The 24,498-nt window shown below is 68.4% G+C and carries 23 protein-coding genes and 1 pseudogene; 9 read left to right on the top strand and 15 right to left on the bottom strand.

The genetic code is table 11. From position 1 onward, the window contains the following. Positions 1-51 precede the first annotated feature (51 nt). Positions 52-1,866, bottom strand: a complete 1,815-nt coding sequence (locus tag ABID97_RS21170) for a DEAD/DEAH box helicase (RefSeq protein WP_354400523.1) — start codon at positions 1,864-1,866, stop codon at positions 52-54. 299 nt (positions 1,867-2,165) lie between these two features. Here ABID97_RS21170 and ettA point away from each other — a divergent pair. Next, positions 2,166-3,828: pseudogene (ettA, locus tag ABID97_RS21165) on the top strand (energy-dependent translational throttle protein EttA). Positions 3,829-3,944: 116 nt separating this feature from the next. On the opposite strand, the gene ABID97_RS21160 reads toward ettA, so the two are convergent. Further along, positions 3,945-5,339, bottom strand: coding sequence for a TAXI family TRAP transporter solute-binding subunit (locus ABID97_RS21160; RefSeq protein WP_354400522.1), 1,395 nt, complete (start codon positions 5,337-5,339; stop codon positions 3,945-3,947). Positions 5,340-5,350: 11 nt separating this feature from the next. Continuing rightward, positions 5,351-6,376, bottom strand: coding sequence for a P1 family peptidase (locus ABID97_RS21155; protein WP_354400521.1), 1,026 nt, complete (start codon positions 6,374-6,376; stop codon positions 5,351-5,353). 40 nt (positions 6,377-6,416) lie between these two features. Between ABID97_RS21155 and ABID97_RS21150 the strand changes: the two genes are divergently transcribed. Then, positions 6,417-7,715, top strand: coding sequence for an NAD(P)/FAD-dependent oxidoreductase (locus tag ABID97_RS21150; RefSeq protein ID WP_354400519.1), 1,299 nt, complete (start codon positions 6,417-6,419; stop codon positions 7,713-7,715). Positions 7,716-7,731: 16 nt separating this feature from the next. On the opposite strand, the gene ABID97_RS21145 is transcribed toward ABID97_RS21150, so the two are convergent. The 4 genes from ABID97_RS21145 to ABID97_RS21130 are packed head-to-tail and all read right to left on the bottom strand — an operon-like array spanning position 7,732 to position 10,053. Then, positions 7,732-8,196 (bottom strand): DUF411 domain-containing protein, encoded by a 465-nt coding sequence (locus ABID97_RS21145; protein ID WP_354400518.1) that lies wholly within the window; start codon positions 8,194-8,196, stop codon positions 7,732-7,734. Between the two features lie 11 nt (positions 8,197-8,207). Beyond that, positions 8,208-8,486, bottom strand: coding sequence for a hypothetical protein (locus ABID97_RS21140; protein ID WP_354400517.1), 279 nt, complete (start codon positions 8,484-8,486; stop codon positions 8,208-8,210). Next, complete coding sequence (locus tag ABID97_RS21135) at positions 8,483-9,475, bottom strand: glycerophosphodiester phosphodiesterase (protein WP_354400516.1); 993 nt, start codon at positions 9,473-9,475, stop codon at positions 8,483-8,485. Before ABID97_RS21135 ends, ABID97_RS21140 begins: the two co-directional genes overlap by 4 nt. Continuing rightward, positions 9,472-10,053, bottom strand: coding sequence for a YceB family lipoprotein (locus ABID97_RS21130; RefSeq protein WP_354400515.1), 582 nt, complete (start codon positions 10,051-10,053; stop codon positions 9,472-9,474). Before ABID97_RS21130 ends, ABID97_RS21135 begins: the two co-directional genes overlap by 4 nt. Before the next feature lie 156 nt (positions 10,054-10,209). Between ABID97_RS21130 and ABID97_RS21125 the strand changes: the two genes are divergently transcribed. Further along, entirely contained in the window at positions 10,210-11,172 is a 963-nt protein-coding gene (locus ABID97_RS21125; protein WP_354400514.1) for a DUF72 domain-containing protein, read from the top strand. Positions 11,173-11,187: 15 nt separating this feature from the next. Here ABID97_RS21125 and ABID97_RS21120 read toward each other — a convergent pair whose 3' ends face one another. The 7 genes from ABID97_RS21120 to ABID97_RS21090 form a co-directional block, all read right to left on the bottom strand. Next, positions 11,188-11,973 (bottom strand): amino acid ABC transporter ATP-binding protein, encoded by a 786-nt coding sequence (locus ABID97_RS21120; protein ID WP_354400513.1) that lies wholly within the window; start codon positions 11,971-11,973, stop codon positions 11,188-11,190. Continuing rightward, entirely contained in the window at positions 11,957-12,610 is a 654-nt protein-coding gene (locus ABID97_RS21115) for an amino acid ABC transporter permease (protein ID WP_354400512.1), read from the bottom strand. The genes ABID97_RS21120 and ABID97_RS21115 overlap by 17 nt, the downstream gene beginning before the upstream one ends. A 16-nt stretch (positions 12,611-12,626) precedes the next feature. Next, entirely contained in the window at positions 12,627-13,283 is a 657-nt protein-coding gene (locus ABID97_RS21110; RefSeq protein WP_354400511.1) for an amino acid ABC transporter permease, read from the bottom strand. A gap of 31 nt (positions 13,284-13,314) precedes the next feature. Further along, positions 13,315-14,115, bottom strand: a complete 801-nt coding sequence (locus ABID97_RS21105) for a transporter substrate-binding domain-containing protein (protein ID WP_354400510.1) — start codon at positions 14,113-14,115, stop codon at positions 13,315-13,317. After that, on the bottom strand, positions 14,112-14,867 hold the full coding sequence (locus ABID97_RS21100; protein ID WP_354400509.1) for a GntR family transcriptional regulator: 756 nt from the start codon (positions 14,865-14,867) through the stop codon (positions 14,112-14,114). Before ABID97_RS21100 ends, ABID97_RS21105 begins: the two co-directional genes overlap by 4 nt. 100 nt (positions 14,868-14,967) lie before the next feature. Continuing rightward, positions 14,968-15,960: a Bug family tripartite tricarboxylate transporter substrate binding protein gene (locus ABID97_RS21095; RefSeq protein WP_354400508.1), complete on the bottom strand. Its 993-nt coding sequence runs from the start codon at positions 15,958-15,960 to the stop codon at positions 14,968-14,970. Between the two features lie 41 nt (positions 15,961-16,001). Then, entirely contained in the window at positions 16,002-16,442 is a 441-nt protein-coding gene (locus ABID97_RS21090) for an OsmC family protein (protein ID WP_354400507.1), read from the bottom strand. 220 nt (positions 16,443-16,662) lie between these two features. Here ABID97_RS21090 and ABID97_RS21085 point away from each other — a divergent pair, with 220 nt between their 5' ends. Both ABID97_RS21085 and ABID97_RS21080 read left to right on the top strand, forming a co-directional pair. Beyond that, positions 16,663-18,363 carry a long-chain fatty acid--CoA ligase gene (locus tag ABID97_RS21085; protein WP_354400506.1) on the top strand — a complete coding sequence of 567 codons (1,701 nt, stop codon included), beginning with the start codon at positions 16,663-16,665 and terminating at the stop codon, positions 18,361-18,363. 82 nt (positions 18,364-18,445) lie between these two features. Then, positions 18,446-18,964 (top strand): thermonuclease family protein, encoded by a 519-nt coding sequence (locus ABID97_RS21080; RefSeq protein WP_354401834.1) that lies wholly within the window; start codon positions 18,446-18,448, stop codon positions 18,962-18,964. A 20-nt stretch (positions 18,965-18,984) separates the two neighbouring features. On the opposite strand, the gene ABID97_RS21075 is transcribed toward ABID97_RS21080, so the two are convergent. After that, positions 18,985-20,328, bottom strand: a complete 1,344-nt coding sequence (locus ABID97_RS21075; RefSeq protein ID WP_354400505.1) for an NAD(P)/FAD-dependent oxidoreductase — start codon at positions 20,326-20,328, stop codon at positions 18,985-18,987. Between the two features lie 166 nt (positions 20,329-20,494). Here ABID97_RS21075 and egtB point away from each other — a divergent pair, with 166 nt between their 5' ends. The 4 genes from egtB to ABID97_RS21055 all read left to right on the top strand — a co-directional run bounded on the left by egtB (position 20,495) and on the right by ABID97_RS21055 (position 24,450). Then, positions 20,495-21,751, top strand: coding sequence for an ergothioneine biosynthesis protein EgtB (egtB, locus tag ABID97_RS21070; RefSeq protein WP_354400504.1), 1,257 nt, complete (start codon positions 20,495-20,497; stop codon positions 21,749-21,751). A gap of 4 nt (positions 21,752-21,755) precedes the next feature. Then, positions 21,756-22,766, top strand: a complete 1,011-nt coding sequence (gene egtD, locus ABID97_RS21065) for an L-histidine N(alpha)-methyltransferase (protein ID WP_354400503.1) — start codon at positions 21,756-21,758, stop codon at positions 22,764-22,766. 653 nt (positions 22,767-23,419) lie between these two features. Beyond that, complete coding sequence (locus ABID97_RS21060) at positions 23,420-23,704, top strand: DUF427 domain-containing protein (RefSeq protein ID WP_354400502.1); 285 nt, start codon at positions 23,420-23,422, stop codon at positions 23,702-23,704. Continuing rightward, positions 23,701-24,450, top strand: a complete 750-nt coding sequence (locus ABID97_RS21055; protein WP_354400501.1) for a 2OG-Fe dioxygenase family protein — start codon at positions 23,701-23,703, stop codon at positions 24,448-24,450. Before ABID97_RS21060 ends, ABID97_RS21055 begins: the two co-directional genes overlap by 4 nt. Positions 24,451-24,498 lie beyond the last annotated feature (48 nt).

Genomic DNA, 24,498 nt, shown 5'->3' with positions numbered 1-24,498 from the left:
CCGAAGTGCCCTTGTTCATTTGCGGGATAGATCTTCTATCCGCGGCTGCGCTCAGCGGCCGAAGGAACGGCCACCGCCGCCGCCACCGGAGCGATTGCCGCCGCCGCCGCCGCCGTAGCCGCCACCGCCACCCGAACGGCCACCGCCGCCGGAACGGTTGCCGCCGTAGCCACCACCACCGCCGCCCGGGCGTCCGCGTCCGCGGCCGCCACCCATGTGGTCGACGCTGGTGCGCAACGGATCCGGCTGGCCATCGCCGCCCGCGACCGCTTCGGCGCGCAGGTGCGCGACCTGGTTGGCTTGCGTCGGGCTGTGGCTGTTGCCGTGATGGCGCGGTTGGCGCTCGTCGTGCGGCAGGTGATTCTGTTGATGATGCTGCGGCGCGTGGTGCGGCGTGCGCGCCGGGCCTTGCGGTCCGCGGCCTTGGGCCGGACGTGCGCCCTGGCCGCGCGGGCCCTGGCCCTGGCCTTGGCCGCCGTTGGCATTGCGGCCCTGGCCGCCGCCACCCTGGCCGCCACCGCGGCGTTGACCGCCGCCATTGCCGCCACCGCCACCGGCGCGTTCGCCGCCGCCCTGGCCGGCCTTGTTCTCGCGAATGCGCTGGAGCATTTCGGTGCGGGCAGCCTTGGCGGCCGCCTGCATCACGTCACGGCTCGGCGGACGGCCGGCGCCGCCCCAGATCGTCTGGCGGCCCATGGCGATCGGTTCTGCGCGTTCGCCTTCCTCAGGGCCGAAGCCTTCGACGAACTGCACCGGAATCGTCTGCTTGGTGAAGCGTTCGATCTCCTGCATGAAGCCTTCTTCGTCCATGCACACGAAGCTCACGGCCTCGCCGCTCGAACCGGCGCGGCCGGTGCGGCCGATGCGGTGCACATAGTCTTCGCTGACGTTCGGGATTTCGTAGTTCACGACGTGCGGCAACTCGTCGATGTCGATGCCGCGGGCAGCGATGTCGGTGGCCACCAGCGCGCGGATGTCGCCGCTCTTGAAGCCGGCCAGCGCCTGCGTGCGCGCGCTCTGGCTCTTGTTGCCGTGCAGCGCCATCGCCTCGATGCCGTTCTTGGTGAGGAATTCGGCCACGCTGTTGGCGCCGAACTTGGTGCGCGTGAACACGAGCACCTGGCTCCACTTGTTCTCGTTGATGATGTGCGCGAGCAGCGCCTTCTTCTTGCCGCGGCCCACGGGGTGGATCACCTGGGTGATGCGCTGCACGGTGGTGTTGCGCGGCGTGACCTGGATGCTCTGCGGGTTCTTGAGCAGCGTGGCCGCGAGGTCGCGGATCTCATCGCTGAAGGTGGCCGAGAACAGCAGGCTCTGCTTTTCGCGCGGCACCAGGGCGAGGATCTTCTTCACGTCGTGGATGAAGCCCATGTCCAGCATGCGGTCGGCTTCGTCGAGCACGAGGATCTGGACCTGGCTCAGGTCGAGCATGCCTTGCTGCTGCAGGTCGAGCAGGCGGCCGGGCGTGGCCACGAGGATGTCGACACCCTTCTTGAGCTTGCTGATCTGCGGGTTCATGCCCACGCCGCCGAAGATCACGGTGGAGTCGAGCTCCAGGTACTTGCCGTAGGTGCGCACCGACTCTTCGACCTGGGCCGCGAGTTCACGCGTCGGGGTGAGCACCAGGGCACGGATGCCGATGCCGCCGAACTTGTTGGTGGCGCTGGCGCCCGTGCTGAGCTTGTGCAGCATCGGCAGGGTGAACGCGGCCGTCTTGCCGGTGCCGGTCTGGGCGCCGCCGAGCAGGTCGTGCCCGTCGAGGACCGCGGGGATGGCTTGCGCCTGGATGGGAGTGGGGGTGTCGTAACCGTGCTCGTGCACAGCCTTCAAGATGGCGGGAGCCAGCTTCAGTTCATCAAAATTCATTGGAAACAATAAGCGCCATACACGGCGCAGTGGCATCGGCCCGCTTGGCGTCTTTTGGTAACGCCGAGCCAGTCAAGGCAGATGAAGGTCAGGGGTGGGAGCCGGAAAGTCCGCCCTCGCAAAAGGGTTGTAAAGGGCTTTCTTCGTCCCCGGCAGAGAGCCGGTGCTGCGGGCAACTGGACCCGGCAACGATGCGTATTGTCGCATGAGTCGATAATGTGCGGTTTGCCGCGCCCGAATATCGCTTTCGGGCGCCCGCGATTTCCCGAATCCCCGCTACCCAAGGTAACTACCCCCAGATGGCTCAATACGTCTATTCGATGAACCGCGTCAGCAAGACCGTGCCGCCCAAGCGGCAGCTCTTGAAGGACATTTCGCTTTCTTTCTTCCCCGGCGCCAAGATCGGCGTGCTCGGCCTGAACGGGTCGGGCAAGTCCACGCTGCTCAAGATCATGGCGGGTGTGGACAAGGAGTTCGAGGGAGAGGCGCTGCCCATGCCCGGGATGACGATCGGCTACCTGGAGCAGGAACCCAAGCTCAATGCCGAGCACACGGTGCGCGAATCGGTCGAGGAGTCGATGGGCGCGGTGTTTGCCGCCAAGGCGCGACTCGAAGAGGTGTACATCGCCTATGGGGCCGAAGACGCCGACTTCGACGCGCTGGCGGCCGAGCAGGCCCAGCTCGAAGCCATCATCGCCACCGCCGGCACCGATTCCGAACATCAACTGGAAATCGCCGCCGACGCCCTCCGCCTTCCGCCGTGGGACGCGAAGATCGGCCTCTTGTCAGGCGGCGAAAAGCGGCGCGTGGCGCTGTGCCGCCTCCTGCTGTCCAAGCCCGACATGCTGCTGCTCGACGAACCGACCAACCACCTGGACGCGGAATCGGTGGAGTGGCTCGAAGTGTTCCTTCAGCGCTTCACCGGCACCGTGGTGGCCATCACCCACGATCGCTACTTCCTGGACAACGCGGCCGAGTGGATCCTGGAAATGGACCGCGGCCGCGGCATTCCCTGGAAGGGCAACTACAGCACCTGGCTCGAGCAGAAGGGCGAACGCCTGGCGCCAGGAGCAGAAGAGCGAAGAAGCCCACGCCAAGGCCCTGAAGAAGGAGCTGGAGTGGTCGCGCCAGAACCCGAAGGCACGCCAGGCCAAGAGCAAGTCGCGTCTCGCCCGCTTCGAGGAGCTGAGCGACATGGAATACCAGAAGCGCAACGAAACGCAGGAGATCTTCATCCCGGTGGCGGAGCGGCTGGGCCAGCAGGTGTTCGAGTTCCACGGCGTGAGCAAGTCCTTCGGCGACCGCATGCTGATCGACAACCTGAGCTTCACCGTGCCGCCGGGCGCGATCGTCGGCATCATCGGCCCGAACGGCGCCGGCAAGTCGACGCTCTTCAAGCTGCTCGCGGGCAAGGAAAAGCCGGACAGCGGCGAAGTCGTCATCGGCTCGACGGTCAAGATGGCCTTCGTGGACCAGCACCGCGACGAGCTCGCCAACAACAAGACCGTGTGGGAAGACATCTCGAACGGCCTGGACATCATCAACGTCGGCAAGTTCCAGATGGCGAGCCGGGCGTATGCGGGCCGCTTCAACTTCAACGGCGCCGACCAGCAGAAGAAGGTCGGCACGCTGTCGGGCGGCGAACGCGGCCGCTTGCACCTGGCCAAGACGCTGATCGCGGGCGGCAACGTGCTGCTGCTGGACGAACCCTCGAACGACCTGGACGTCGAAACGCTCCGTGCGCTGGAAGACGCGCTGCTCGAGTTCGCCGGCACCGTCATGGTCATCAGCCACGACCGCTGGTTCCTGGACCGCATCGCCACGCACATCCTGGCCGCCGAAGGCGACAGCCAGTGGACCTTCTTCGACGGCAACTACCAGGAGTACGAAGCCGACAAGAAGAAGCGCCTGGGTGAAGAGGGCGCCAAGCCCAAGCGCATGCGCTACAAAGCCCTCAAATAGGCTCGCCCCCAGTCTTCGCGCACTTCGTGTCGCTACGCCAACCCCCTACCGGGGGCAACACCAGAGGCCCGGCAAAGCCGGTTCCTCGGTGTTCCTGGAACGGTGCAGGCTCCAGGTCAGGCGCCTTCTGCGGCTTCCTTCGGCAGCGGGTTCCGGGGTGCGAAGTCGCCCGGTTCAGGCCAGCGCATCTGCACGCGCTTTTGCACGGTGTGGATGTTGTTGCGCAGCGCATAGAGCTCGTCGGCGTACGACAGCGGAACGGCCACCTTGTTCACCACGCGGTCGAGCTCGTCGAGTTCGTCGAGCAGCTCCTTGCGCTCGCCCTGGCGCGCATCCACCTTGGCCTCGATGTCGCGCAGCCGCGCATACCAGCGGAACACACGCCGGCGCACGCGAAACTGGTAGAGCGGCGGCACGACGCGGCTCAGGGGCAGCATCAGCACCAGCAGGCCGCCGAGCACCAGCCACATGCGCTCGATCAGGTTGCTGGCCCAGAACGGCAGGTAGCGCTGCCAGAACGGCGGCGTGCCGTTGATCGCGCGATCGCCTTCGGGGCTCACGGGCAGTTCGCTGGTGCGCGTGTTCGGAAAGTCGCGCGCGCGGTTGAACCAGCCGGCATCGCTGTGCACGCCCTGCGCGGCCTGCGCAAAGAGCTGTCGCAGCGCGGGGTGGGTCTTGTCGCGCGAAAGCAGCGAGGTGGTGGCCGCGAGCAGCGACACGTCGGAGGGCGGCAGGTCGCGCGAAAGGTCGACCACGCCGCGCGGCAGCGTGACCGCCGAGAGAAACGGAAAGCGCCGCGTGTAGGCGTCGGCCTGGCCGAAGTCCATGAGCTTGATGTCGGGCGCGCGCAGCAGCCGCTGCACCTGCGGCGACTGCGGCGCGGAGGCCAGCACGATGGCGTCGAGCAGGCCGGCCTGCAGCGCCTCGGCGGCGGCGGCCTGTTCGAGGTTGGACAGCTGCAGCGCACCGGCATCGAGGTGGTTGGCCTGGAAGAGCCTTTCCATGATCTCCGGCAGGCCGCTGCCCGGCAGGTCGACGTTCACGCGCAAGCCGCGCAGCTGCGCCAGCGAGGTCAGGGTGCCCGTCTTGCGATCGATCTTCTGTGCACTGTCGGTGCGGTAGAAGAGCCAGATCGGTTCGAAGAACAGGCTGCCGAGCGACGTGAGCCCGGCTTCCTCGTCGGCCACGGGGTCGGCGCTGCCGCCGCGCACGAAGGCCACGTCGGCCTCGCCGTTGCGTAGCAGTTCCAGGTTCTCGGACGAACCCGTGGTGGCCCTGAGCTCCACGTCGATGCCGCTGCCCTTGAGCAGCTCGGCATAGCGCTTGCCGAACTGCGAGTAGGCGCTGCCCGTGGGGCCGGTGGCCAGCGTCACGTGCCGGGGCGGCTGCGGCTGCAGCCACCAGTAGGCCGCAATCAGCAGGCCGATCACGAGGAACACGATCGGACCCGCCGAGGCGATCAGGTCGCGGATCGACAGCAGGATCAGCTTCAGTGTCTTGGGCATGGCCATGGCAAATCGTTTCAGGCTTTGGTTCTGGCGAGGTCCAACGCGCACGGCACGTGCAGCTCGCCCACGGTGACGGAACGCGCGGCCAGCACGGCGCGCAAGGTGGCGCGTGCCACCGCCTCGGCCGCCATGGTGCCGAGCACGGTCATGCCGGGCGCGTCGCCTTCGAGCGGTACCCGGCCGGTGGCCAGCGCGAACAGCGTGTCGCCGTCGCTCATGGTGTGCACCGGATTGATGGCGCGCGCGAGGCCGTCGTGCGCCACGCTCGCGAGCCGGTTGGCCTGCACCTTCGTCAGGACCGCATCCGTCGCGATCACGCCGAGCGTGGTGTTGGTGCCCGCGAGCAATGGCTTGGGCGGCTCGCCGCGCAGCAGGGCACGGCGGGTGTCGAGCAGTGCCAGGCCGTCTTCGGTGCGCGCACCGGCCACCGGCTGCGCGGTGTCGGGGTCGATCACATCGCCGAGCGCGTTGACCGCGACCAGCGCACCCACCGTCACGCCGCCCACGGTGACCGACGCGGTGCCGATGCCGCCCTTCATGGCGCGGTGCACCCCGAAGAGCTTGCCCACCAGCGCGCCGCTGCCGGCGCCCACGTTGCCTTCGGCCGGCGCATCGCTGCTGGCGGCCTCGCAGGCCGCGTAGCCGGCCGCCGCATCGGGACGGATGCGCGCATCGCCCATGGGCAGGTCGAACAAAACGGCAGCCGGCACGATGGGCAGGGTGCCGAAGCGCACGTCCATGCCGATGTTCCGCTCCTCGAGCCAGCGCATTGCGCCATCGGCCGCGGCCAGGCCCCAGGCGCTGCCGCCGGCCAGCATGATGCCGTGCACCTGCTGCACCAGGTTGCCGGGCGCGAGCAGGTCGGTCTCGCGCGTGCCGGGCGCCGCGCCACGCACGTCGACGCCGGCCACCGCGCCTTCGCGCGCGAGGATCACGGTGCAGCCGGTGGGACGGCGGGTGTCGGAAAAATGGCCTACTTCGATGCCGGCGACATCGGTGATGGCGCCTGAGGACGAGGGAACGGAAGAGCGAACGGGCATGGCGGCCGATTATGGGACCGCCCCTCTACGATAGGCGCCCATGACAGTTGCAAGAAGTTTCTCCGCGCGCGGCACCGGCCGCCATGCGGTCGTGATCGGCGCGGGCGCCGTGGGCAGTGCGACGGCCATCGAGGCCTTGCGTGCGGGCCTGCGCGTGACAGTGGTGGAGCCCGGCGAGCCCGGCGGCCCGCAGGCCACGAGCTACGGCAACGCGGGCTGGCTGTCGTCGCATTCCGTGGTGCCGCCCGCGCTGCCCGGCGCATGGCGCAAGGTGCCGGGCTGGCTGGCCGATCCGCTCGGGCCGCTCGCGCTGCGCTGGCGCCATCTGCCCCGGGCCTTGCCATGGCTGCTGCGCTACCTGGCCTCGGGCTGGACCGAAGCGCGCGTGCAGCGCACGGCCGATGCGCTGCGCACGCTGCTTGCCGATGCACCGGCGCTGCATGCGCGGCTTGCCGCCGAGGCCGGCGTGCCCCAGCTCATCGAGCGGCGCGGGCTCTTGCACGCGTACCGGTCGCGCGAAGAGTTCGAGGGCGATGCACTCGGCTGGCGCGTGCGCCGGCGCACCGGCGTGCAATGGGAAGAATGGACGGAGCCGCAACTGCGGCAGCGCGAACCCGACCTCGATGCGCGCTACACGCTCGGTATCTTCGTTGCCGAAGCCGGCCACTGCCGCAACCCGGGCGCCTATGTGGCGGCGCTGGCGCAGCATGCATGCAACGGCGGCGCAGAGCGCGTGGCAACGCGCGCGACCGGCTTCCGCATCGAAGGCGGACGGCTGCGCGCGGTGCAAACCGAAGCCGGCGAGATCGCCTGCGATGCTGCCGCCATCTGCGCCGGCGCGCGCTCGGGCCCGCTCGCCGCAGCCGCCGGTTCCGCGGTGCCGCTCGAGTCGGAGCGCGGCTACCACGTGGTGATCGAAGGCGCCGCCGTCGGGCCGCGCACGCCGACCATGGTGGCCGATGGCAAGCTCATCGCGCACTGGATGGACGGCGGCCTGCGCGCGGCCGGGCAGGTCGAGATCGGCGGGCTCGAGGCCGCGCCCGATTGGCGCCGCTCAGAGATCCTGCACCGCCACCTGCAATCGATGTTTCCCGCGCTGGCCGATCGGCCGGCGGACCCGGCCGCGGTGAAGCACTGGCTCGGCCACCGTCCCAGCCTGCCCGATGGGCTGCCTTGCATCGGCACGGCCGCGGGCAGCGAGGACATCGTGCTCGCGTTCGGCCATGGCCATGTCGGCCTGTGCGGCTCGGCGCGCACCGGCAGGCTCGCGGCGCAACTGCTCGCTGGCGCCACGCCGGAGGTGGCGCTGGCGCCGTTCGATCCCGGCCGTTTCGGCTGACCGGGCGAGATCGGCCTCAGCCGTAGCTCTGGTACACCCGGCTGGCACCACCGGCCAGCACCAGCAGCACGTCGTACGGATCGCGCCGGTCGCCGTAGGCGGCGCCGTCCATGCCTGGCGAGCCGATCGGCATGCCAGGCACCGCAAGGCCGATGGCCTGGGGCTTTTCACGCAGCAGCCGGTGCACCTCGCGCGCGGGCACGTGGCCTTCGAGCGCATAGCCGCCCACCATACCGGTGTGGCACGAGCCCAGCTTCGCGGGGACGCCGAGCCGCGTGCGCGCGGCGTCGTTGCCGTCGTCATGAACGCGGGTCGCGAAGCCGTTGGCGTTGAGGTGCTTGACCCAATCCTGGCAGCACCCGCAGTTCGGGTCCTTCCAGATCTCGACCATCGGCGCGGCGGCCAGCGAGGCCAATGGCCAAGCCGTGGCGGCCAGGGGCATCGCCGAAGCGGCACGCAGAAGAAGGGTGCGTCTTTGCATCAGGTTTCTCCTCAGGACGACAGTTGCGCGCGGGCCTTGCCGACCCACACCTGCAGGTTGTCGAGCAGGTCCTTCTGGCTGAAGGAGCAGCTCTCCTCGCTGAACAGCGCACTCGATTCGAGCCGGTCGAGCAGGTTCAGCAGCACCTCTGCGTAGCGCGGCGGCAGGGCGCCCAGCAGGTCCGTGCTGGCGCGCGCCTCGTTCGACAGCGCCGAGGCCGAGCCGCTGCCGCCCTGCAATGCCGCGATGCGGCCGCCGAGGTCTTCGAGTTGCCGTGCGGCGGTGTTCATGGCGGGGTCTTTCCGGGGGGTGGCAGCGACAGGCCGCGTTCGCGCACCAGGTCGCGCAGCACGTCGGGGTAGTCGGTGATGATGCCGTCCACGCCCCAGTCCATCAGCCGCAGCATGTCGGCGCGCTGGTTCACGGTCCAGGGCAGCACCTTGAAACCGAGTGCGTGCGCCTCCCCGATGGCGGGCCGGGTGAGGTCGTTGTAGGCCGGCGACCAGGTCACCGGGCCGCCCGCCGCGCCCGCCGCCGCCTTGACCAGCTGCGGCATGGAAGCGAAGTTGGCGGCATCGAGCCCGGCCGTCCAGCGGCTGTCCTTGAGCGTGCGCGCGCTGCTGAGATAGGCGCGCGGCAGCTGCGGCGCGAGTTGGCCGACCAGCGCCAGCGTGCGCCAGTCGAAGCTCTGGACGGTGACGCGGCTCCCCATCTGCGCCTTGTCGATTTCGGCCAGCAGTGCGCGCACCATCGGCTCGGGCGCGGCGGTCTCGCCGGGCTTGGTGGGATCGATCTTGGTCTCGATGTTGAACCGCACGGTCGCGGCCGCGGCGCCGCGCGCCCGCACGTGGTCGAACAGCGCGGCCAGCGTGGGAATGCGCTCGCCATCCTGCGGGATCTGCAGTGCGAACTGCTTGCCGTAGTGGCTCGCGGGATTCAGCCGGCCCACGTCGTAGGCTTGCAGCTGCGCCAGCGTGAGCGAGCGGATGGTCGCGCCGCTTCCGGCAGCCAGCCAGGCGCCGTTCGCATCGCGCGTGTGGTCGGGGTTGAGCGCGGTGTCGTGCGAGACGACGACCACGCCGTCGGCCGTGAGCCCGATGTCCAGTTCGAGCGTGTTCACGCCCAGGTCGATGGCCTTGGAGAAGGCCGCCAGCGTGTTCTCGGGCGCGAGGCCGCGCCCGCCGCGGTGCGCCTGCAGGTCGAACTGCTGCCTGGCCGTGGGAAGGATGGCCGCGCAGCCCGCGACGAGCACCGCGGCGGCAAGCAGGGGGTATTTCATTTGAGTTGTACCTTGATGCCGTTGTCCTGCACCGTGATGTCGCCGATTTCGTAAGTCTTGCGCCCCACGGTGAGCTCGTCGGCCGTGAAGCTGCGCAGCACCTGGCCTTGCAGCAGCTCTTGCGCCACCACCGCGCCCACCTTCTGCAGCCGCTCGGCATCGCGGCCCTCGACGCCCTGCAATTCGAGCCGCTCGGCCTTCGGCTGGTCGAGGCGCAGCGCGCGCGTTGCGGCGTCGTAGCGCAGGGCGCTGCTGACCGACACCGTGCCCTGCACCGGGGATGCGGCCAGGAGCGGGCTCGCAATGGTCAGCGTGGCAGTGATGGCCGCGCGGTTGTTGCGCGCATCGAGGCCCAGCTGCGGGTCGCGCAGGCCGACCATGAAGATCTCGGCATAGCGCTCGGCCACGGGAAAGCGCCTGGCGATCTGCGCCTGCAGCTCGTCGCGGGTCGCGGTGTATTCGCTGAGGAAGAAATTGAAACCGGCCAGTGCCGACAAGGGCATGGGCATGGCCGCGGCGCCGAGCAGCGCGCGCAGCATCCAGCGGCGGGAAGTGAAGGGCAGGGGACGGATTTGCATACTTCTCGGAGCTTGCCACAGCCCGCGTGGTTCCGGCCAGCCGCACCGGCTGGGCCCGCAAGTTCCCCAAGCTGCTACGCGGATGGGCATATTTCCTACGCCGCCCGGCCCCGGGGCAAGCGAGGTTCGGGGCTTCGGCAAGCAATAGAACGAGCGATGCAGGGCCAGACGCGGATCGGGATTTCAGGCTGGCGCTACGCGCCATGGCGTGGGCGCTTCTATCCGAAGGGGCTGGCGCAGCGCCTGGAACTCGATTTCGCCTCCCGCATGCTGCCCACCATCGAGATCAACGGCTCGTTCTATTCGCTGCAGCGCCCCGAGTCCTACCGGGCATGGCACGACGCGACGCCGGACGACTTTGTGTTTGCCGTGAAGGGGCCGCGCTACATCACCCACAACCTGCGGCTCAAGGAACCGCGCACCGCATTGGCCAACTTCTTCGCCTCGGGCGTGTTCGCGCTCGGGGCCAAGCTCGGGCCGATCCTGTGGCAGCTGCCGCCGTACTTTGTCTACAAGCCAGATCGCCTGGAGGAATTCCTCACGCTGCTGCCGCGGGACGGCCGCTCCGCGCTGGCGCTCGCGCGGCAGCACAACGAGAAGGTCGAAGGCGAGCGGTTGTTGCTGAAGGTTCCGGCCAGGTTGCCGATCCGGCATGCGATGGAAGTGCGGCATGCCAGTTTCGCGAACCCGGAATTCATCGCGCTGCTGCGCCGCCAGAACGTCGCGCTGGTGATTGCCGACACGGCAGGCCGCTGGCCGCTGCTGGAAGACCTGTGCGCCGACTTCGTCTACATGCGCCTGCATGGCGACAAGGAGCTCTACGCCAGCGGCTACAGCGACGAGGCGCTCGACCGCTGGGCCGAACGCATCGACGCGTGGCGCCATGGACGCCAGGTGAAGGATGCGAGGCTGGCCGAGCCCTCGCGCCTGGCTTCGCGGCGCAAGGGGCGCGATGTGTACTGCTACTTCGACAACGATGTGAAGGTGCACGCGCCCTACGACGCGGCGCACCTCGCGGGCCGCCTCGGCGTGGCCACGGGCCTGGGGCCCGGCGACAACTTCGAGCCGCCGCCCGGCATGGCCGTGCGCCAGCGCGCGAAGGCGCAGCCTCGCAAATAGCGGTGGCTCGCCGCCTCAGTCGTGCAGCGACGAGAGAAACTGCTTGAGCTCGGCGGTCTGCGGATTGCCGAACAGCTCGGCCGGCGGGCCGATCTCGTGCACGCGGCCCTGGTGCATGAAGATGACGCGGTCGCTCACCTTGCGCGCAAAGCTCATCTCGTGCGTGACCATGAGGAGCGTCATGCCCTCGTCGGCCAGCGACTCGACCACGCGCAGCACTTCGCCCACCAGTTCGGGGTCGAGCGCGGAGGTGATTTCGTCGCACAGCAGCACGGCCGGTTCCATGGCCAGCGCGCGGGCGATGGCCACCCGCTGCTGCTGCCCGCCGGAGAGCTGGTCGGGCATGGCGTCGAACTTCTCGGCCAGGTTGACGCGTTCGAGCAGCTTGCGCGCCTGCGACGCTGCTTCCGTTCCGCCGCGCTTCTTCACCAGCGTGGGCGCGAGCATCACGTTCTTGCCCACGGTGAGATGTGGAAACAGGTTGAAGCTCTGGAAGATCATGCCCACGCGCTGGCGCAGCTCGCGCATGGCCATGGCGCTCTCGTGCAGCAGCGGCTTGCCGTCGACCGTGAGCGAGCCTTCCTGGAACACCTCGAGCCCGTTGATGCAGCGCAGGAGCGTGCTCTTGCCCGAACCGCTCTTGCCGATGATCGCGATCACCTCGCCGCGCTTCACGTCGAGATCGATGCCCTTGAGCACCTCGTTGGCGCCGTACGATTTGCGCAGCGCGGTCACGCGCACGATCGGCGCGGCGGAGGCGGCAGTGGAGGAGGCGACGGGGGATTCAAGCACGGCGGCCATGGGATTTCCTCTCGAGGTTCTTGGCGTACAGGCTTACCGGAAAGCACAGCACGAAATAAAGCAGCGCCACGCAGCTGAACACCACGAAGGGCTGGAAGGTGGCGTTCGAAATCATGCTGCCGGCCTTGGTGAGTTCGACGAAGCCGATCACCGAGGCAAGCGCAGTGCCCTTGATCACCTGCACCAAAAAACCGACTGTCGGCGCGATGGCGATCTTCACGGCCTGCGGCAGGATCACGTGGCGCATCTGCTCGGAAAAGCCGAGGGCCAGGCTGCCCGAAGCCTCCCACTGCCCCTTGGGAATGGAGGCCACGCAGCCGCGCCAGATCTCGGTGAGGAAGGCGCTGGTGTAGAGCGTGAGCGCCACGCTGGCCGCGGTCCAGGCCGAGACGTCGACGCCAAACAGCGCGATGCCGAAGTAGGCGAGAAACAGCTGCATCAGCAGCGGCGTGCCCTGGAACAGCTGCACGTAGAAGCCGACGGCGCGGTTCATGGCGCTGCCGCCGCGCAGGCGCAAAAACAGCAGCAGGCCGCCGACCAGCCCGCCGCCCACAAAGGCGATGAGCGAAAGCACGACCGTCCAGCGCAGCGCCATCAGCAGGTTGCGCAGGATGTCCCAGAGAGAAAAATCGACCATGGTGTGGCTCCTGCGTTCAGCGGCCGAAGAAGAACCGCGGCCCGGCCCAGTTGAGCAGCCTGCGCAGCGCCACCGCCAGCGCCAGGTAGATCAGCGTGGCGATGATGAAGGACTCGAAAGCACGGAAGTTGCGGCTCTGGATCAGGTTGGCCGCATAGCTCAGCTCCTCGGTGGAGATCTGGCCGCAGACGGCCGAGCCCAGCATCACGATGATGATCTGGCTCACCATGGCGGGCCACACCTTCTTGAGGGCCGGGGGCAGCACCACGCGGGTGAACACCTGCACCTTGTCGAGCGCGAGGCTCACGGCCGCCTCGATCTGCCCCTTGGGCGTGGCCTCTATGCCGGCCCGGATGATCTCGGTGGCGTAGGCCCCGAGGTTCATCACCATCGCAATGATCGATGCCGTCTCGGGCATGAGCTTGACGCCCGCGGCCGGCAGCCCGAAGAAGATGAAGAACAGCTGCACGATGAAGGGCGTGTTGCGGATCAGCTCCACATAGCTGCCTGCCACCCAGCGCAGCCACGGCGGCCCGTTGGCGCGGGCCCATGCGCAGGCCACGCCCACGGCCATGCCGATGACCGTGGCAATGGCCGTCAGGCCGATCGTCCAGGCCACGCCCTTGGCGAGCAGCCGCCAGTCGACGAGAACTGCACCGAAGTCGAATTCCATGGCGGCGCCTTTGCGGAAGGTTCGGCGGGGGTCAGACGGGCAGGTCGCCGGCGGCCTTGCCGAGCCACTTCTTGGACATGGCGTCGAGCGTGCCGTCCTTCTTGGCGGCGGCGATGATCTCGTTGACCTTGGCCTTCAATGCGGTTTCGCCCTTGGCCACGCCGACGAAGCAGGGGCTGTCCTTCAGCAGCAGCTTGAACTCGGCGCTGACCTTCGGGTTCTTGGCGAGCATGTCGCCCGCCACCGCCGCGCTGGTGGCCACGGTCTGGGTCTGGCCGGCCACGAAGGCGGCGATGGTCGCGTTGTTGTCCTCGAAGCGGCGGTAGTCGACGTTCGGCGGCGCCACCTTGTTCAGTTCCTGGTCTTCCATGGCGCCGCGCGTCACGGCGACGGTCTTGCCGGCCATGTCGGCAAAGCTCGTGAGCTTCATGCTCTTGGCCGCATACACGGCCTGGAAGAAGGGCGCGTAGGCCGCAGAGAACTCGATCACCTTCTCGCGCTCGGCGTTCTTGCCCAGCGTGGAGATCACGAGGTCGGCCTTGCGGGTCTGCAGGTAGGGAATGCGGTTGGCGCTGGTCACGGGCACCAGCTCGACCTTCACGCCCAGCTTGGCGGCAATGAGCTCGGCCATTTCCACGTCCAGGCCCTGCGGCTTCATGTTCCGGTCCACCGAGCCGTAGGGCGGGTAGTCGGTCGGCACGGCGATCTTGATGGTCTTGGCCTTCAGCACGTTGTCCAGGGCGTTCTGGGCCTGGGCCGTGCCCGCTGCGGCCAGCATGGCGACGGAAGCGAGCGCGAGCGCAATGTGGCGCTTGGAAGAAGAGAAGTTCATAGCAGGGCTCCTAGGTAAGTCGTTGAATCGGTGTCGTCGGGGGAAGGCGCGGCCTTGCGCCGCCTGGGCTTGGCCGCGGTGTTCTGGAGCGGTGCCAGCGCATCGCGCAGTTGCGCGAGCGGATCGGTCGGCGCCTGCACGCGCAGCGCCGACTGAACGGTGCCGATGTGCGCGGCCATGAGCGCCTCGGCGCCGGCGTGGTCGCCCCGCTCGAGTGCGGCAACGATCTGCACGTGGTCCTCGCAGGACTGCACGGCATCGTGCGTGGATTGGTAGAGCATGGCGATCAGCGTGGTGCGCGCCGTGAAGTCGCGCAGCGTGTCGGCCAGGAGGGTGTTGCCCAGGCACTCGGCCAGGCACACATGGAAGTCGCCGAGCAGGAAGCTGCGGTTGCCGACGTCGTTTTGCTTCAGCGCCTCTTTCTCACGCTGCAGGTGCGCCTTCAGCTGGCGCAGCGCCGCCTTGTCGATCCTGCCGGTGCTGCGGATCAAGCCCAGCTCGATGACGCGGCGCGCCTCGAAGGCTTCGCGTGCCTCGTCCTGCGAAGGCTCGATCACGAACCAGCCGCGCCGCGCACTCACGGTGACGATGCCGCGCGCAGCCAGGCGGGTGAGCGCCTCCCGCACGATGGTGCGGCTGCAGTCGAACAGCATGGCGAGCTGCTGCTCGCCCAGGCGCGAACCCGGCGCGAGCTTTTGCGCCATCACCGCTTCGACGATGCGTGCACTGATTTCGGATGCGGAGATGGCCATAGGCCTGCATACCAGCAGCTTCTGTGCCAACTGGTATGCAAGCGATGTGCACCGAAGTGGTTCGTGGCGGCGTGCGGACCGCCCAAAAGATGGGCGGCCGTCAGTCCATGCGGGCGCCCGACGCCTTGACCGCCTTGTCCCAGCGCGGCGTCTCGGTGGCCAGGAAGCGCGCGAACTCCTCGCTGCCCAGGTAGGCCGGGTCCGCGCCCTGGCTCACCATGCGCTCGCGCACCTCGGGGCTGGTCAGCACCTGGCGGAAAGCGTCGCTGAGCCTGGCGACCACGTCCCTGGGCGTGTCCCTGGGCGCGAGAAAGCCGTAGAAGCCCACCACCTCGAAGCCCTTGATGCCCGACTCGATGACGGTCGGCACGTCGGGCAGGGCGGGATTGCGCTCGCGGCTGGTCACGGCCAGGGCGCGCACCTTGCCCTGCTTGTGGTAGTTGGCGGCCTGGGGGATCGACTCGGCCATGAACTGCACCTGCCCGGCCATCAGGTCGGTGAAGGCCGGGGCGCTGCCGCGGTAGGGAATGTGCACCATGAAGATGCCGGTCGCGGTCTTGAACATCTCTGGCACCAGGTGGCTGATGCCGCCGTTGCCGGCCGAGCCGTAGTTGACCTGGCCCGGCCGCGCCTTGGCGTAGTCGACGAACTGCCGCAGGTCCTGCACCGGCAGCTTGGGCGTGACCAGGAGCGCCAGCGGCTGCATGGCGGTGCGCGCGATGGGCACGAAGTCGCGCTGCGTGTTGTAGGGCAGCTTGCTGTAGAGCGCGCCGTTGATCACGGCCACGCCGGTATTGGCCAGCAGCAGGGTGTAGCCGTCGGCGGGGCTCTTGGCGACCGCGTCCGCGCCCACCGAACCGCCCGCGCCGGGCTTGTAGTCGACGATCAGCGGCTGGCCGAGCACGGCCTGCAGCTTGTCGGTCAGGAGGCGCGCGTGCTGGTCGAGCGGGCCGCCGGCCGGAAAGCCGATGACGACCTTGATCGGCTTGTCCGGGTAGGCAGCGCGGGCGACGCCGCCTACGCCGAAGGACGTGAACGACGCGATTGAAAAGGCCGCCAGGATGGCGGCGCGGACCGGGTGGCGGTGGGCCATGGATCGTCTCCTCTTGCAGTGGAGACGATCATAAGCAGCGCTCAGCCTGCGAGCGTGGCCTTCAGCGTGATCTCGGGCACGCTGGCCAGCGCCTTGGACAGCGGGCAGCCCGCCTTGGCGGCGGCCGCGATCTGCTGGAACTTGGCCTCGTCGAGCTTCGGCACGGCGGCATCGAGCTCGAGCGCGATGCGGTCGATCTTGAAGCCCTCGCCGTCCTTGGCCAGCCGGACCGCGGCCTTGGTGTCGATCCGGGTGGCAGTGAAGCCCTCTTTCTCGAGCGCGAAGGCAAAGGCCATCGTGAGGCAGGCCGCGTGGGCCGCGCCGACGATCTCCTCGGGGTTGGTGCCGCGCTTGTCGTCCTCGAAGCGGCTTGCGAAGCCGTAGGGATAGTCTTTGAGGGCGCCGGTCTCGGTGCTGACCTGGCCCTTGCCGGTCTTGCCGGCGCCTTCCCAGTGAACGCTTGCGTGCTTGTCTGCTGCCATGAAAACTCTCCTTCATTCGGGTGACGGTGGGGAGCGGAAGGTTCGCGCGGAACGCCGCGCTTGTCTGTAGTCGCAGGGCGCGTGCGGCGGCGAATGCGGCATGGAAACAAAAGGGCGTCGCCAAGGTGACGGCCCCGGGGGCTTCCCCGATGGGAGCGGCCGACGCCTCCGCTTAGGCTGCGGTTTGCCTTTTTCTCCCCTTCGACCGACCGCCACGACCATGCAACCACGCCCGCACCACAAGTTCTGGCCCAAGCGCCTCCCGCATTCGATCACCGTGCCGGCCACCTCGCTCTGGCACAACCTTGCGACGTCGGCGGCGCGCTACCCCGGCAAGGCCGCGCTCGTGTTCTTCGGCCGCGTGGTGACCTACCGTGATTTGGCCGAGCAGGCCGAGCGCCTGGCCGGCACGCTGCATGCCATGGGCGTGAAGCGCGGCGACCGGGTGGTGCTGGACATGCAGAACTGCCCGCAGCTGGTGATCGCGCATTTCGCGATCCTGCGCGCCAATGCGGTGGTGGTGCCCGTCAACCCGATGAACCGGGCCGAGGAGCTCAAGCACTACATCGTCGACCCCGATGCCAAGGTGGCGATCACCACCGGCGACCTGGCCGGCGAGCTGGCCAGGGCCAGCAATGCATTGCCGCCCGAGCAGCAGCTGACCCACATGATCGTGACCCAGTTCACCGACGCCTTCGATGCCGGCGCGGCCGGCGACGACGCACCCGCGCCGGCATGGAAGGAATGGCTCGGCACGCGCCATCCGTTGCCCGAACTCGCGGGCGGCAAGGCCATGGCCTGGACCGACGCGCTGGCCGCCGGCCATGCCGCACCCGAGCACGTGGTGGGTGCCGACGACATGGCGCTGCTGCCCTACACCAGCGGCACCACCGGCCTGCCCAAGGGCTGCGTGCACCATCACTCGAGCCTGATGCACAACGCGGTGGCCGGCCAGCTGTGGGGCCAGGCCACGTCGGAAGCGGTGGTGCTGGCCGTGGTGCCCATGTTCCACATCACGGGCGTGGTGAGCATGATGCACACCTCCATCCTCGCCGCGGGCACGCTGGTCATCATGCCGCGCTGGGACCGCGAGGTGGCCGGGCGCCTGATCTCGCGCTGGAAGGTCACGAGTTGGACCAACATCCCCACCATGGTGATCGACCTCATGGCCAGCCCCAACTTCGCGAGCTACGACCTGTCGAGCATCACCCACATCGGCGGCGGCGGCGCCGCCATGCCGCAGGCGGTGGCGCAACGCCTCTTCGAGCAATACGGCCTCAAGTACCAGGAGGGCTACGGCCTCACCGAGACCGCCGCGCCCTCGCACACCAACCCGTCGGACCACCCGAAGCAGCAGTGCCTGGGCATTCCGTTCATGAGCACCGATGCGCGCGTCGTCGATCCCGACACGCTGGCCGAAATGCCCATTGGCGAATCGGGCGAAATCATCATCCACGGCCCCGAGGTGTTCCAGGGCTACTGGAAGCGCCCCGACGCCACTCGCGCCGCTTTCGTCGAGTTCGAAGGCAAGCGCTTTTTCCGCTCCGGCGACATGGGCCGCATGGACGAGGACGGCTATTTCTTCATCACCGACCGGCTCAAGCGCATGATCAATGCGAGTGGCTTCAAGGTGTGGCCCGCCGAGGTGGAGCTGCTGATGTTCCGCCACCCCGCCATCCAGGAGGCCTGCGTCATCTCGACCAAGGACAGCTACCGCGGCGAATCCGTCAAGGCCGTGGTGGTGCTGCGCGCCACCCACAAGGACACCACCGAGCAGGAGATCATCGACTGGTGCCGCGAGAACATGGCCGTCTACAAGATCCCGCGCAAGGTGCAGTTCGTCGATGCGCTGCCCAAGAGCGGCAGCGGCAAGGTGATGTGGCGGTTGCTGCAGGAAGACGAGAACGGCGCGGCCGCGTAACAGCCGGTTCGCGCCACGGCGCGCGGGCGCCTGGCACGGAGAATCCGTGGCTTCGGCCGCCATGGTCTATGCTTCTCCGCCCATGCCCTCGCGCTTCCTCCTGGCCCTCGGTCTCTCGCTCCTGCCCCTGCTGTCGCAAGCCGCTGCCCGGACCTGTCTCGTGGTGGGCATCAGCGACGGCGACACGCTCACCGCGCGATGCGGCCGCATCGGCTCTTATGAAGAGGTCAAAGTGCGCATCGCCGCGATCGATGCACCTGAAAGATCCCAGCCCTATGGCCAGCGCAGCCGGCAGGCGTTGAGCCGCCTCTGCTATTTCGAGCAGGCCGTGATCACCGAGCGCGACACCGACCGCTATGGCCGCACGGTCGCCGATGTGAGCTGCAAGGGAGAGGATGCCGGCACCCATCTGGTCACCGAAGGCTGGGCCTGGGTGTACGACTTCAACGGCATCGCGACGCGGCGCGGCGGCGAATTGTTCAAGCTGCAGGACAGCGCGCGCGCACAGCGGCTGGGCCTGTGGGCCGGCGCCAAGCCGACGCCGCCGTGGGAGTGGCGGCGGCACGAGCGCGAGAGCCGTTCGAACGACTTTCTTTTCTGACCCGTCCGGGGGGAGCGCCGCTACGACTCGCTCTTGCCCTGCACGTCGGCCACCACGCGCGCGTTGCGCTGGAAGCTCCAGTAGGCGCTGGCCCAGTCCATCATCACCACGAGGCGGTTGCGAAAACCGATGAGGAAGTAGGCGTGCGCGAAGAGCCAGAAGAGCCATGCGAGCCGGCCGCTGAAGCGCAGCGGGCCCAGCGGGGTTTCCAGGTCCACCACCGCGGAGTTGCGGCCGATGGTGGCCAGGTTGCCGTAGTCGCGATAGCGGAACGGCGCGGTCGGCTCGCCCTTGATGCGGCGCAGGATGTTCTCGGCCGCCGCACGGCCCATCTGCTTGGCACCGGGAGACACGCCGGGCACGGGTTTCGGCGGCTTGCCGGGCGCATGGCTCAGTGCTGCGGCAAGGTCGCCCACCACGCTGATCTCCGGATGGCCGGCCAGGCTCAGGTCGGGTTCGACCTTGATTCGGCCCGCGCGGTCGCATTCGACGCCGGTGGCGCTGCCCAGCATCCGGCCCAGCGGGGAAGCGGCAACGCCCGCCGCCCACACCACGCAACTGGTTTCGATTCGGTAGCCCGTGGCCGGCGCGCCGTCCGCACCGCCCGACTGCACTTCGACCCCGGTGGCGTCGATGGCGGTCACGCGGGCATTGAGACGCACCTCGACCCCGAGTTTTTCCAGCTGGTCCAGCGCCTTCCGGCTCAGGCTCTCGGGCATGGCCTGCAGCACGCGCGGGCCGCCTTCGATCAGCAGCACCTGCGCGGTCGCGGGGTCGATGTGGCGGAATTCGCCGGCCAGCGTGTGCTTGGCAATCTCGGCCAGCGTACCGGCCATTTCGACGCCCGTAGGGCCGGCGCCGATGACCGCGAAGGTGAGCAGGGCGCGGCGGCGCTGCGGATCGGTGGCGGTTTCGGCCGCCTCGAACGACATCAGCACGCGGCGGCGGATCTCGAAGGCGTCGGCCAGTGTCTTGAGTCCGGGCGCCACGGGCGCCCATTCGTCGTGGCCGAAATAGCTGTGCGTGGCCCCGGCCGCGACGATCAGGTGGTCGTAGGGCACGCGGTCGCCGCTGGCGAGTTGCACCGCGCGTGCCGCGGTGTCGATGCTGCCCACCTCGCCGAGCAGCGTGGTGATCCGCGGCTGCTTGCGGAAGAGGGCGCGCACCGGCGCCGCGATCGAGGGCGCGGCCAGCCCGGCGGTCGCCACCTGGTAGAGCAGGGGCTGGAACAGGTGATGGTTGGTCTTCTCGATCACCGTCACGTCCACATCCGCACCCTCGAGCTTGCGGGCGGCCTCGAGCCCGCCGAATCCGCAGCCGACGATCACGACACGGGGGCGGGTGGGGGCGTTGTTCGTTTGCATCGGGCGGATGATACGCAGCCGCCCTGCACGCCAGCCCGTCTTGTGCCAAAGTGGCTTCCCCCGCCGATGCGGCAACCCCCGCGGAACAGGGCAGGCGAGCCCTTGTCCTACGCGGCGCTGCAACACCGATCGGCTACAAATTGCGGTTGACCCGACTGGAGACTCCATGACGCTTTCCCGGCCGAACGCCCAGGCGGCAAGCGCACTGCGCGACAAGTTCCGCGAAGTGCGCGCGGCCAGCCTGGCACTCGCCGCCCCGCTCTCCGCCGAGGACCAATGCATCCAGTCGATGCCCGACGCGAGCCCGACCAAGTGGCACCTGGCGCACACGACGTGGTTCTTCGAGACCGTGCTGCTGCAGCCCCACGCCGCGGGTTACCGGCCCTTCGATACCCGTTTTCATTACCTCTTCAATTCCTACTACGAGGCGCTGGGCCCGCGCCATCCGCGGCCCCACCGCGGGCTGCTCACGCGGCCGTCGGTGGACGAGGTGCATGCCTACCGCAGCCATGTCGACGAGGCGGTGCTCGCCCTGCTCGACGGCGACGCCGGCGAGCAGGGCTGGACCGCCATCGAACCCATCGTCACACTCGGCCTGCACCATGAGCAGCAGCACCAGGAGCTGCTGCTCACCGACATTCTTCATGCGCTGTCCTGCAACCCGTTGCTGCCGGCCTACAAGCCTGCCGCCGGTCCCGCGCTGCGGCTTGCCGCCGTGCCGGCGGCGATGCGCTGGCTGCCGCAGCCCGGCGGCGTGGTCCAGGTCGGCCATGAGGGACCGCAGCAGGTCTTTGCCTTCGACAACGAGACACCGCGCCATTCGGCGCTGCTGCAGCCCTATGCCATTGCGGACAGGCTGGTGAACTGCGGCGACTTCGCGCAGTTCATCGCCGACGGCGGCTACCAGCGGCCCGAACTCTGGCTCTCCGACGGCTGGGCCGCGGTCCAGGCGCAGGGTTGGCGGCATCCGGCGTATTGGCTCGCGGCGGACGATCCGCGGCTCGGGGCCCAGCAGCAGCAGGGCGGCTGGCATGTGTTCGGGCTGCACGGCGTGCGGCCCATGGAGGCCGATGCGCCGGTGTCGCAGCTCAGTTTCTACGAGGCCGCCGCCTATGCCGAGTGGGCCGGCGCGCGGCTGCCGACCGAGTTCGAATGGGAGGCCGCCTTCGACGTGCCCGGCATCTCCCAGATGAACAGCCATGTGTGGCAATGGACGCGGTCCTCCTACGATCCGTACCCGGGGTTCCGTCCCATGCCCGGCATCGCGGCCGAATACAACGGCAAGTTCATGGTGGGCCAATTGGTGCTGCGTGGCGGCAGCGTGGCGACCCCGCCCGGGCACACGCGGCCCAGCTACCGCAACTTCTTTCCGCCGGCCGCGCGCTGGCAGTTCTCGGGGCTGCGCCTCGCGAAAGACCTCTGAAATCATGCGCAATCCAACTTCTTCGTCCTCCTTCTCATTCGCCGCCGCACCGCAGCAGCGCCCGCCCGAGGCGACCAGCGCGGTCTCCGCCGTGCCGCTTTCCGAGTTCGGCCGCGAGATGCAGGCATGCCTCGCGCGCAAGCCACGCCGGATTTCACCCAAGTTCTTCTACGACGCGGCGGGTTCGCAGTTGTTCGATCGCATCTGCGACTTGCCCGAGTACTACCCCACGCGAACCGAGCTGCGCATCCTCGGTGAACGTGCCGGCGAGATCGCAGCGCAGATCGGGCCCGGCGCGGAGATCGTGGAGTTCGGCGCCGGCTCCCTCACCAAGGTGCGGCTGTTGCTCGATGCGCTCGAGTCCCCCCGGCGCTACCTGCCCATCGATATCTCGGGCGAATACCTCGAGGCCGCCGCCGAGCGGCTGAAGGCCGACTACCCCCGGCTCGCGGTGCAGCCCATTGCTGCCGACTACACGATGCCGCTGGTGCTGCCGGCACCACTGCCCGGTGCGGGCAAGCGCGTGGGATTCTTTCCGGGTTCCACCATCGGCAACTTCGAGCCCGACGAGGCCCTGGCGTTCCTGCAGCTGGCAGCGCGGATGCTGCGCGGCGGAGGCCTGCTGATCGGCGTCGACCTGGTGAAGGACCCCGCGCGCCTGCATGCGGCATACAACGACGCGCAAGGCGTGACCGCCGCCTTCAACCTCAATCTGCTGCGGCGCGCGAATGCCGAGCTCGACACCGATTTCGACATCGACGGCTTCGCGCATGCGGCGTTCTACAACGCGCCGAAGCAGCGCATCGAGATGCATCTTGTGAGCCGGCGGGCGCAGACGGTTTCGTTGAGCGGAGAGCGCTTCGGCTTCGAGGAAGGCGAGACGATCCATACGGAGTACTCGCACAAGTTCACTGTCGATGGGTTGCGGGCGCTGGCTGTGAAGGCGGGCTTCCGACCGTTGGCGGTCTGGACGGATCCGGAGAGGCTTTTCAGTGTGCATTGGTTGGGGGCCTGATTTAGATTCCGAGGCCGGGACTCGCCCCGGCGGGCGACCTACTTTTCTTTGCTTCGCCAAAGAAACGTAGGCAAAAGAAAGGCGACCCCACTGTCTGCGTCCCTCCGCTTCGCTGCGGGCAACCTGCGGTGCTCGGGTTTCGCGGGGTCTCGCAGAACTCGCTTCGCTCAAACAGCTGCGAGCCCTGATCCGCGAAACCCTGCGCTCCTCGGCGCATACAGAGGGGCGGGGGAACCGCACGGGCCTTTGCTTCGCTCGGCCACCAGCCCCCCGGCGCTGCGCGCCGCGGGGGTTGGTATTGGCTGTTGGTCTCTGGGCCGAGCGGGAGCGAAGGCTGCCCGTTCCCACCCCTTCTGTATGCGCCGAGGAGCGCAGATGGAGGCGGGATCAGGGCCGCAGCTGTTTGAGCGAAGCGAGTTCTGCGGACCCCCGCCGGAGTCGAGCACCGCAGGTTGCCCGCAGCGAAGCGGAGGGACGCAGACAGTAGGGTCGCCTTTTCTTTGCTTACTTTCTTTTGGCGAAGCAAAAGAAAGTGAGTCCGCCGCCGGGCGGATATCCCGGCCTCGGGAAAGAACCAAAAGCCCAAGTAACCCGGACAGAAAGCTATGCCAAAAGCAAAGGGCACAATATCCCTCCCCCGTGGAGAGCAAGAAATGAAAGCAACCTGGAACGGCGTCACCATCGCCGAAAGCGACGACACCGTGCTCGTCGAAGGCAACCACTATTTCCCGATGAGCGCGCTCAACCGCGATCACGTCACCTTCAGCAACCACAAGACCACCTGCCCCTGGAAGGGCACGGCCAGCTACTACTCGCTGCTGGTCAACGGCGAACTCCATGCCGATGCCGCCTGGTACTACGCCGATCCCAAGCCCGAAGCCGAGGAAATCCGCGACCGCGTGGCATTCTGGAAAGACGTGAAAGTCACTGCCTCGTGACCACGGCCGCGTTCGCCCCGCCGTTCGTTGCGCCCGCCGAACTCACGGCCGGCCTGCGCGAACAGGGCTATGCGGTGCTGAGCCCGCAAGGCGTGAGCGAGTGGCTCGGCGTGCCGATCGCGCAGCTCGAGGCACTGCATGCCGATTGGAACGATCTTCCACCGGACGAGTATTTGAAGGACGGGGGGCGCTACCGGACGCGGCGCCATGCGTGCTTCACGGTCCAGGGCGAGGCGATTGCCCAGGTGCCGCACCGCGCGCACTGGCAGCCGGTCGAATACAACGCGCTGCATGGCGGCATGCAGCGCTGGTTCGCGCCCATGCACGAAGCGACGGTGGCGCAGCCGGCTTGGCAGCGCCTGCTGCAACGCCTGGCCGAGGCCGCGAGCGGCATGCGCGGAAACGCGGCGCAGCCATGGTTCGTCGAGGCGCACCAGTTCCGCATCGACACGGCGGGCGGCATCGGCCGGCCCACACCCGAAGGCGCCCACCGCGACGGTGTCGACCTGGTGGCGGTGGCGCTGGTGGGGCGCAGCGGCGTGAAGGGCGGCGAGACGCGCGTCTTCGAAGCCAACGGGCGGCGCGGCGAGCGCTTCACCATGACCGAACCTTGGACGCTGCTGCTGCTCGACGATGCGCGCGTGATCCACGAGTCCACACCCATCCAGCCGATCGAAGAGGGTGCCGCCGGCTGGCGCGATACCCTGGTCGTCACTTGCCGCGCTCAGGGTTTCCAGGGGGATTGAGCCCGCTGGCTTGAGTCCTACAGTCACGCCTCCGCGCAGGGGGTAAAT

The organism is Variovorax sp. OAS795 (assembly GCF_040546685.1).
GTDB lineage: Bacteria > Pseudomonadota > Gammaproteobacteria > Burkholderiales > Burkholderiaceae_C > Variovorax.
This window is presented reverse-complemented; position numbering and strand designations above follow the sequence as displayed.